This is a genomic window from Negativicutes bacterium, from assembly GCA_018052945.1.
Lineage (GTDB): Bacteria > Bacillota > Negativicutes > JAGPMH01 > JAGPMH01 > JAGPMH01.
Genome location: JAGPMH010000059.1, coordinates 1 through 7,645, shown reverse-complemented (window position 1 = coordinate 7,645; position 7,645 = coordinate 1). Strand labels below are relative to the sequence as shown.

The 7,645-nt window shown below is 30.5% G+C and carries 6 protein-coding genes; all 6 read left to right on the top strand.

The window, feature by feature from the left end:
* The first annotated feature begins 117 nt into the window (after positions 1-117).
* A complete protein-coding gene (locus tag KBI38_07625; GenBank protein MBP8629923.1) occupies positions 118-2,004 on the top strand; it encodes an ABC-F family ATP-binding cassette domain-containing protein in 1,887 nt (628 codons plus the stop codon).
* Positions 2,005-2,075: 71 nt separating this feature from the next.
* Positions 2,076-2,441: a VOC family protein gene (locus KBI38_07620; GenBank protein MBP8629922.1), complete on the top strand. Its 366-nt coding sequence runs from the start codon at positions 2,076-2,078 to the stop codon at positions 2,439-2,441.
* Between the two features lie 66 nt (positions 2,442-2,507).
* Complete coding sequence (locus tag KBI38_07615) at positions 2,508-3,785, top strand: hexokinase (GenBank protein MBP8629921.1); 1,278 nt, start codon at positions 2,508-2,510, stop codon at positions 3,783-3,785.
* A 10-nt stretch (positions 3,786-3,795) separates the two neighbouring features.
* Positions 3,796-5,157: an RNA polymerase factor sigma-54 gene (gene rpoN / locus KBI38_07610; protein MBP8629920.1), complete on the top strand. Its 1,362-nt coding sequence runs from the start codon at positions 3,796-3,798 to the stop codon at positions 5,155-5,157.
* A 116-nt stretch (positions 5,158-5,273) separates the two neighbouring features.
* A complete protein-coding gene (locus KBI38_07605; protein ID MBP8629919.1) occupies positions 5,274-6,524 on the top strand; it encodes an NAD(P)/FAD-dependent oxidoreductase in 1,251 nt (416 codons plus the stop codon).
* A gap of 51 nt (positions 6,525-6,575) precedes the next feature.
* The coding region (locus KBI38_07600) for an SGNH/GDSL hydrolase family protein (protein ID MBP8629918.1) at positions 6,576-7,645 on the top strand (1,070 nt) is incomplete at its 3' end.

Sequence of the window (7,645 nt, the reverse complement as noted above, 5' to 3'; positions counted from 1 at the left end):
TTTAACTACAAAGTAAGGTAGAGTTTTAAGAAGAATGGTCTTATGGGCTTTAGGTAATGATGGCTGAAAATGTGATATAATAAGTAGAATACTAAGATAAAAGATAAGGAAAGTAATATGATATTAACTGTTGAAAATTTAAGTAAATCTTATGGTGAAAAGATATTATTTGAAAATATTAATTTTACCATTGATAATGGCGATAAAATTGGCTTAGTTGGAGTAAATGGTACTGGTAAATCAACCTTTATAAAAACCATTGCAGGATTAGTAACACCTGATTATGGCAGTATGATTAAAGCGCGCGGACTACAAATTGAATGTTTGCTACAAGATGCTGAATTAGAACCTGATAATACCGTTTTAATGGAGGTATTTAAAGGAAATCAGCCAATAATGAAAGTTCTAGCGCAATATGAGCAAGCACTTAAGATTAGTGAAACTGAGAATAATAAATTATTACAAGACGAAGTTTTAAAATTAAGTCAAGAAATTGATAGGTTAGATGGTTGGAAGATTGAAAGTGATGCTAAAATAGTTTTAACTAAATTAGGCATTACAGATTTTTCTCAAAAAATAAAAAATCTATCTGGTGGTCAGAAAAAGAGAGTTGCGCTGGCAGCATCATTAATAAATATTTGTGATTTATTAATTTTAGATGAACCAACTAATCATCTTGATAGTGAAACTATTATATGGCTAGAAGAGTATTTAGCTAAATATAAAGGGGCACTATTAATGGTAACACATGATCGATATTTTTTAGATAATGTTGCCACAAAAATATTAGAATTAGATAGGGGTTCGTCATATATTTATCAGGGTAATTATTCACAGTTTTTAGAGGGGAAATTACAACGAGAAGATATTGCAATGGCAAGTGAGCGTAAACGGCAAAATTTGTATCGAACTGAATTAGCGTGGATTAAACGAGGGGCTAAAGCCAGAACTACAAAACAAAAAGCTAGAATTGATAGATTTGAAGAATTGAGACAGCAAAAATTTTCAGTAAATACTGATAAAATTGAAATCGGGATGGGAACAAGTCGTTTAGGAAAAATGATTATTGAAATTGAAAACCTGACTTTTAATTATCAAGATAAGAAAATTATTGAAAACTTTAGTTACAATTTATTACGAAATGATCGGATTGGTATTATTGGTAACAATGGCTTAGGGAAATCAACCCTGCTAAATTTAATTGCTGGGAAACTAGAGCCTACTACTGGTAATATTAAAATTGGACAAACAGTTAAAATTGGCTATTTTTCGCAAGAGACAATTGATATGGATGAACGATTAAGGGCTATTGAATATATAAAGGAAACGGCTCATTTTATTACATTAGCTGATGGAACAAAATTAAGTGCATCTCAATTGATGGAAACGTTTTTGTTTTCTGGCGATTTGCAGTGGACTTATATTGGAAAGTTATCAGGTGGCGAAAAAAGAAGGCTTTATTTACTAAAAATACTAATTGATGAGCCTAATATTTTATTACTAGATGAACCAACTAATGATTTAGATATGCAAACATTAAGTATCTTAGAAGATTTTATTGATAATTTTAATGGGGCTATTATCTTTGTATCACATGATCGATATTTTATTGATCGTTTAGCTCAAAAAAGTTTTATCTTTGAAGGCGACGGTAAAATTAGAATTAGTAACGGTGGTTATTCCGATTACAAAGATAATATTGAGTTAGAATCTGAAATAGAGAGTCCCAAAGTAGAAAAGTTAGAAACAACTAATAAAAATAAAGCAGAGTCAGCTAAGAAAAAACTTACCTTTAAGGAACAACGAGAGTATTCTGAAATTGAAGCGGTTATTGCAGAAGTTGAAAGTTATATAAAAGTGTTAGAAGGGCAAATAAATTCTGCTGGTAGTAATTTTGAATTATTACAGCAGTTAACAAAAGATGAAATAGCAGCAAGGGAAAAGCTGGACTATTTATTAGAACGTTGGGCATATTTAGAAGAAATTGCCCAAGAACAATTATAAAAAATTTTAAGATAAACTATAATCTTATACTGTGATATAATGAAAGTAAATATAAAGGCGGAGGGTTGATTATGCAATTTAGATTTGTTCATAATAATATTAATGTATTAAACCTTGAAAGAAGTTTGAAATTTTATAAAGATGCACTGAATTTACAAGAAGTTAGACGAAAAGAAACGGAACATTTTACGTTAGTTTATCTAGGCGATGGTCTTAGCCAACACCAATTAGAGTTAACTTACTTACATGACCGTACAGAACCTTATAATTTAGGCGAAAATGAATTTCATTTAGCTTTTACTGTGGAAGATTATGACGCAGCCTATAAGCTTCATAAAGAAATGGGCTGTATTTGCTATGAAAATGTTAAAATGGGTCTGTACTTTATCAATGATCCAGATGGATATTGGCTGGAAGTATTGCCAGCCAAACGTTAACTATAAAAGTTTTTAGCTGTTGTTAAATAGTTAAAAACTTTTTTTATATCTATCATAGGAGGTCTTATGAACTATTTTACTGATATTATGAAACAGTTTACTTTGGAAATGGCTGATATTATAAAAATTAGTGATACTTTCGCAGCGGAATTAAATCTTCCCAAAGAGCAGAGTGATTTAAAAATGCTCTCATCATATTTATCTTATCCAACCAGTCTTAGCATAGGAAACTATTTAGCGCTAGATTTGGGGGGGAGTAATGTTAGAGTATCTTTAATTGCTTTATATGGCAACAAAAATTACACTATATTGAAAAGTATAAAAAAACCATTGAAATTAAGTGGACAATATAATTATCTTGATAAGACCGCTACGGGCAGTGAATTATTTAATTTCATTGCTACAATGATTAAAGAAATAATTACTGAAGGTGAACAGTACTATTTAGGCCATACTTTTTCCTTTCCCTTTACTCAAACTAATATTGATGAAGCTTATCTTATTGAATGGACGAAAGAGTTTAAAACAAAAGCTGTAGAAGGACAAAATGTAACGGCATTACTAGTAACTGCATTAAATAAATTGGGTATTTTTAACGTAGAACCAGTTGCTGTTATTAATGACACCGTGGCTACTTTTTTAGCGGCAGCTTATACCAATAACAATGTTATTATTGGTTCAATCTGTGGTACTGGTCATAATACGGCATGTTTGATTGGTGATACTATTTTCAACTTAGAATCAGGTAATTTTTCTAAAATTCCATTAAATAAATATGATGAGCAATTCGATCTGTTAACGGAAAAACCTAAAAAACAATTATTAGAAAAATTATCGGCTGGTAGATATTTAGGAGAAGTAGTAAGAACAGTATTATTGGATTTAGTTGATAACAATGTTTTTAACAGTACAACTGAGGCAAAGTTAATATTAAAAGAACCATATATTATAAATACCGAATTTATTTCCACAATACTAAATAGTGGTTGTTCTAATACGAATAAAATTTTTGCTAAAATAAATATAAGTTTTAAGGATCAATATCAAAAAGAAATATTTGAACTCGTTAAGCAAATTGTCATAAGAGCAGCTAGTTTAGTGGCTGCAACTTATCTTGGGATAATAAAAAATAATAGTAGCAATACTAAAAATGATTTAGTTATTGCTGTGGATGGTTCTTTATATGAAAAAATGCCTTTTTATAGTGAAACTATTACAAAAATAATTTTAGCTGGGAAAAAAAGTAATAGAATTAATAATAATATAACAGTAGTGTTCGAAAATCGTGGCTCAGAATTAGGGGCTGCTATTGCTGCTGCTATTGTAAAAAATAATAGTCATTGAGGGTAAAGTTATGAAAAATAATCTAAATTTTTCAATTCAACAAAAGACAATAATTACACCACAATTAAGACAAGCAATCGAGGTTTTACAATTATCAGCTCAAGAATTACAAGATATGATCCAAGAAGAGTTTTTAGAAAATCCAGTACTGGAATTTGATACTGACAAAAAAGATGATATTGAAGAAAAATATGACAACACCACAATTAATATTGAAGATTTTAATAAATATTTAAATGAAAATATATTGAGTGAAACTTTTTATCAGGATAAGTATTATAATTTTGAAGCGATTGTTACAAATAAAATATCATTGCAAGAGCATTTGATAAACCAACTAGAGTTACACAACATCAGTCCAGATAGTCATAAAATTGCGGAATATTTAATTGGCAATATTGACGATAATGGCTATTTAAATACTACAGTAAATGATGTTGCAGAAAGATTTAATATGTCAATAGCAAAAGTTGAGCAAGTTTTAAAATTAATTCAAGGTTTTGAACCAGATGGAATTGGGGCTCAAAATCTTCAAGAATGTCTTTTAATCCAAGCAAAAACTAGAGAAAATAAAAATATGATAGCTATTAAAATTATTGAAGAATACTGGAATGATATTGTTGGGTATAAAATTAAAAATATTGCAAAGAAATTATCGTGCCATACTGGTGAAATTGAGCAAGCAATTGATTTTATCAAAACTTTAAATCCTAAACCTGGTATTACTTATAATCAAGAAAGTGTGCAGTATGTTGTACCGGATGTTGTTGTGAAAAAGGTTGATGATGACTTTGTAGTGCTGGTAAATGACTATGGGATTCCTCGATTAATGATTAATGACTCATACAAAAAAATTAGTGAAAATATTGATATAGACACTAAAAAATACTTAAATAATAAATTTACTGCAGCGCTATCATTGATGAAAAGTATTGAGCAGCGGAGAAATACTTTAGCTAAAGTGATGAAAAAAATTGTAGAATATCAACATGAATTTTTTGAAAGTGGAGCAAACTTTTTAAAACCATTAACAATGAGAGTCATTGCTGAAGAGGTGGAAATTCATGAGTCGACTGTCAGCAGGGCGGTTGCTAATAAATATGCTGATACACCATATGGAATAATGTATATTAGAAATTTTTTTATTGGCAATATTCTTAATAATAATAACGAAGAAATTGCTACAACAAAAATTAAAAAAATTATTAAAGAGATTATAATGACCGAAAATCACGCTAAGCCTTGGGCGGACCAAGATATTTGTGAAAAACTTGAAAGCTACGAAATTAATATTTCGCGCAGAACGGTTGCAAAATATCGAGAACAAATGGGAATAGCTTCTTCTAGCAAAAGAAAGCACTCTTTTAATTAATTAAGGCTAGCATTTAACTAAAATATAAGGTATAATAATGAGGAATTATCATAAAAAAGATTGTTACTTTTTTAACTTTCTTTTTAAGGGATAAGATAAATTAAGGAGTGAACATCTTGCAAAAGAAATCAAAAAGACCTCACGTTGTTATCGTTGGAGCCGGATTTGGTGGCTTGAAAACTGCACAGTTGTTAGCGAAACATCCAATCGATATAACTATTATAGATAAAAATAATTATCATTTATTTCAACCATTATTATATCAAATTTCAACAGCGGGCTTATCAGTAGATGATATTGCTCATCCTATTAGATCGATATTTTGTGAAAAGCCTAACGTTGACTTTCATATGGCTGAAGTCAAACAAATTGATATGGATAAAAAAATTATTATGACCGATTATACGGCGATTGACTATGATTATTTGGTATTAGCGGCTGGCGGACAAAATAATTTCTTTGGCATGGAAAGTATTTCAAAAAATACGATGGGCATGAAAACGTTGATAGAAGCGGTTAATATTAGAAATCATATTTTATCAAGATTTGAATTAGCAGCACATGAAAAAGATGAAGAAAAGCGTAGAGCTCTGTTAAAATTTGTTATTGTTGGCGGTGGTCCGACTGGAGTAGAAGAAGCTGGTGCTTTATCAGAGTTGGTCTATTTTGTGCTTAATAAAGAATATCATACGCTTAACTTTGAAGAAGTGAAAATTATTTTAGTAGAAGCAACAGATAAAGTGCTGCCGACTATGCCGGAAAAATTGCGGACTGCTACTATCAATACTTTAATAAAGAAAAATATTGAAGTGAGATTATGTGAAGCGGTTGTTGATTATGATGGGCGAGAATTAATTTTTAAAAGTGGCGAAAAAATGGCAACCAGAACTGTTATTTGGGCTGCAGGCGTAAAGGCAGTGAGTTTAGTAGATCGATTAGGGTGTGAGCAAGATAGAGCCGGTCGAGCAATTGTCGATGAGTATCTACAGTTACCAAATAAAAAAGATGTATTTGCGGTTGGTGATATGGCTAATTTTATGCAAGATGGTGCACCGTTAGCGATGATCGCACCGGTGGCGATGCAACAAGCTGATATTGCTGCTGAAAATGTATTAGCATTGATTAAGAATAAGCCATTAAAAAAATTCAGGTATAAATCAGTTGGTGCAATGGCAACAATAGGTCGTAATGATGCTGTTGTAAGTATGGGCTCTTATACTTCGGAAGGATTGGTTGCTTGGCTAATGTGGTCGGTAATTCATATTTGGCGTTTGATTGATTTCCGTAGTAGAATTGTTATATTTTTAAAATGGATCTGGTATTATATTCGCTATGATCGTATGGCGAGAATTATTACAAGAAATTAATAAAATCGGCTATTGCTATCATAGCAGTAGCCGATTTTTTGAGGTTTAAAAATGAAAAAAATTATATTATTAATGTTAGCGATTTTATTAGTATCAAAGATAAGCTATGCTACAAGCTCTAAAGACAATAAGGTTTTTTTAGTTTGGGAGAGAATTCCTAATGCGGTAATGTATGAGTTGATAATAAAGAAAAAGTATTACAAGGACGTTTTTTTAACGCAGGAAACCAAAATTACTTATGTTCCGGGAACTGAACTTGAATATTATGGTGAAAATTTATATTATCAAGTTAGAGCATTAGATGTAAATAAGTTGCCAATGACAAAATTTAGTTCCGAAATACCAATTGATAGTAACAATACTAAAACTAAAATTGTGACATTGGGCGACTATGATAATGTTCCAAATTCAAAGTTGTATCAGGTTTTCACGTGGGTACCAGTTAATAATGCTAACTATTATGTATTAAGAGTAGCTAAACTACAAAATGATCAATATTCTTTGGTTAGAGAATATAAAATTTCAGGAAAAGCTGTATTTGATTATTATGACAAAAAGCCTTATATTGATACTGGAAAATATGTTTGGTCAGTTGTAGCTTATGATCAAAATGAGAAGATGATAACTGAATCATCTTCTCAAAGTTTTACGGTTGATAGAAATGAGACGGTAATAGCATCATTAGGTGATAGTATAACACATGGTGGAGGAGCGATCTCTAATCCACCTAGTTATCCGGAGTATAACTGGCAAAGCTATACCAACTATAAAATTAGAAATTTAGGATATAGTGGTAATACTGTTGATGATTTAGTTAATAGGTTTAATAATGACGTATTACCTTTTAGACCTAAAACATTGATAATTTTAGCCGGTATTAATGATTTACGCCAAGGGCGGGATAGTAATTATGTTATTAAGGGGCTTAATTTATTAAAAAACAAGTGTATTATAAATAATATCAAACCAATTTTTGTATCCGTTACTCCATTGAATCCAGAAAAAATGATTAAAGTTTTGGGTAGTAGACCTGATGCATACTGGAGACAAGAACAAGATAAAGTTAATAGTTGGATTCAACAACAAGAATATAATATAAATGTTCATGATATGATGATAAA

Coding starts and splice junctions, on each gene's coding strand:
- KBI38_07625 (MBP8629923.1), top strand. CDS start 118: ATGATATTAACTGTTGAAAATTTAAGTAAATCTTATGGTGAAAAGATA.
- KBI38_07620 (MBP8629922.1), top strand. CDS start 2,076: ATGCAATTTAGATTTGTTCATAATAATATTAATGTATTAAACCTTGAA.
- KBI38_07615 (MBP8629921.1), top strand. CDS start 2,508: ATGAACTATTTTACTGATATTATGAAACAGTTTACTTTGGAAATGGCT.
- rpoN (MBP8629920.1), top strand. CDS start 3,796: ATGAAAAATAATCTAAATTTTTCAATTCAACAAAAGACAATAATTACA.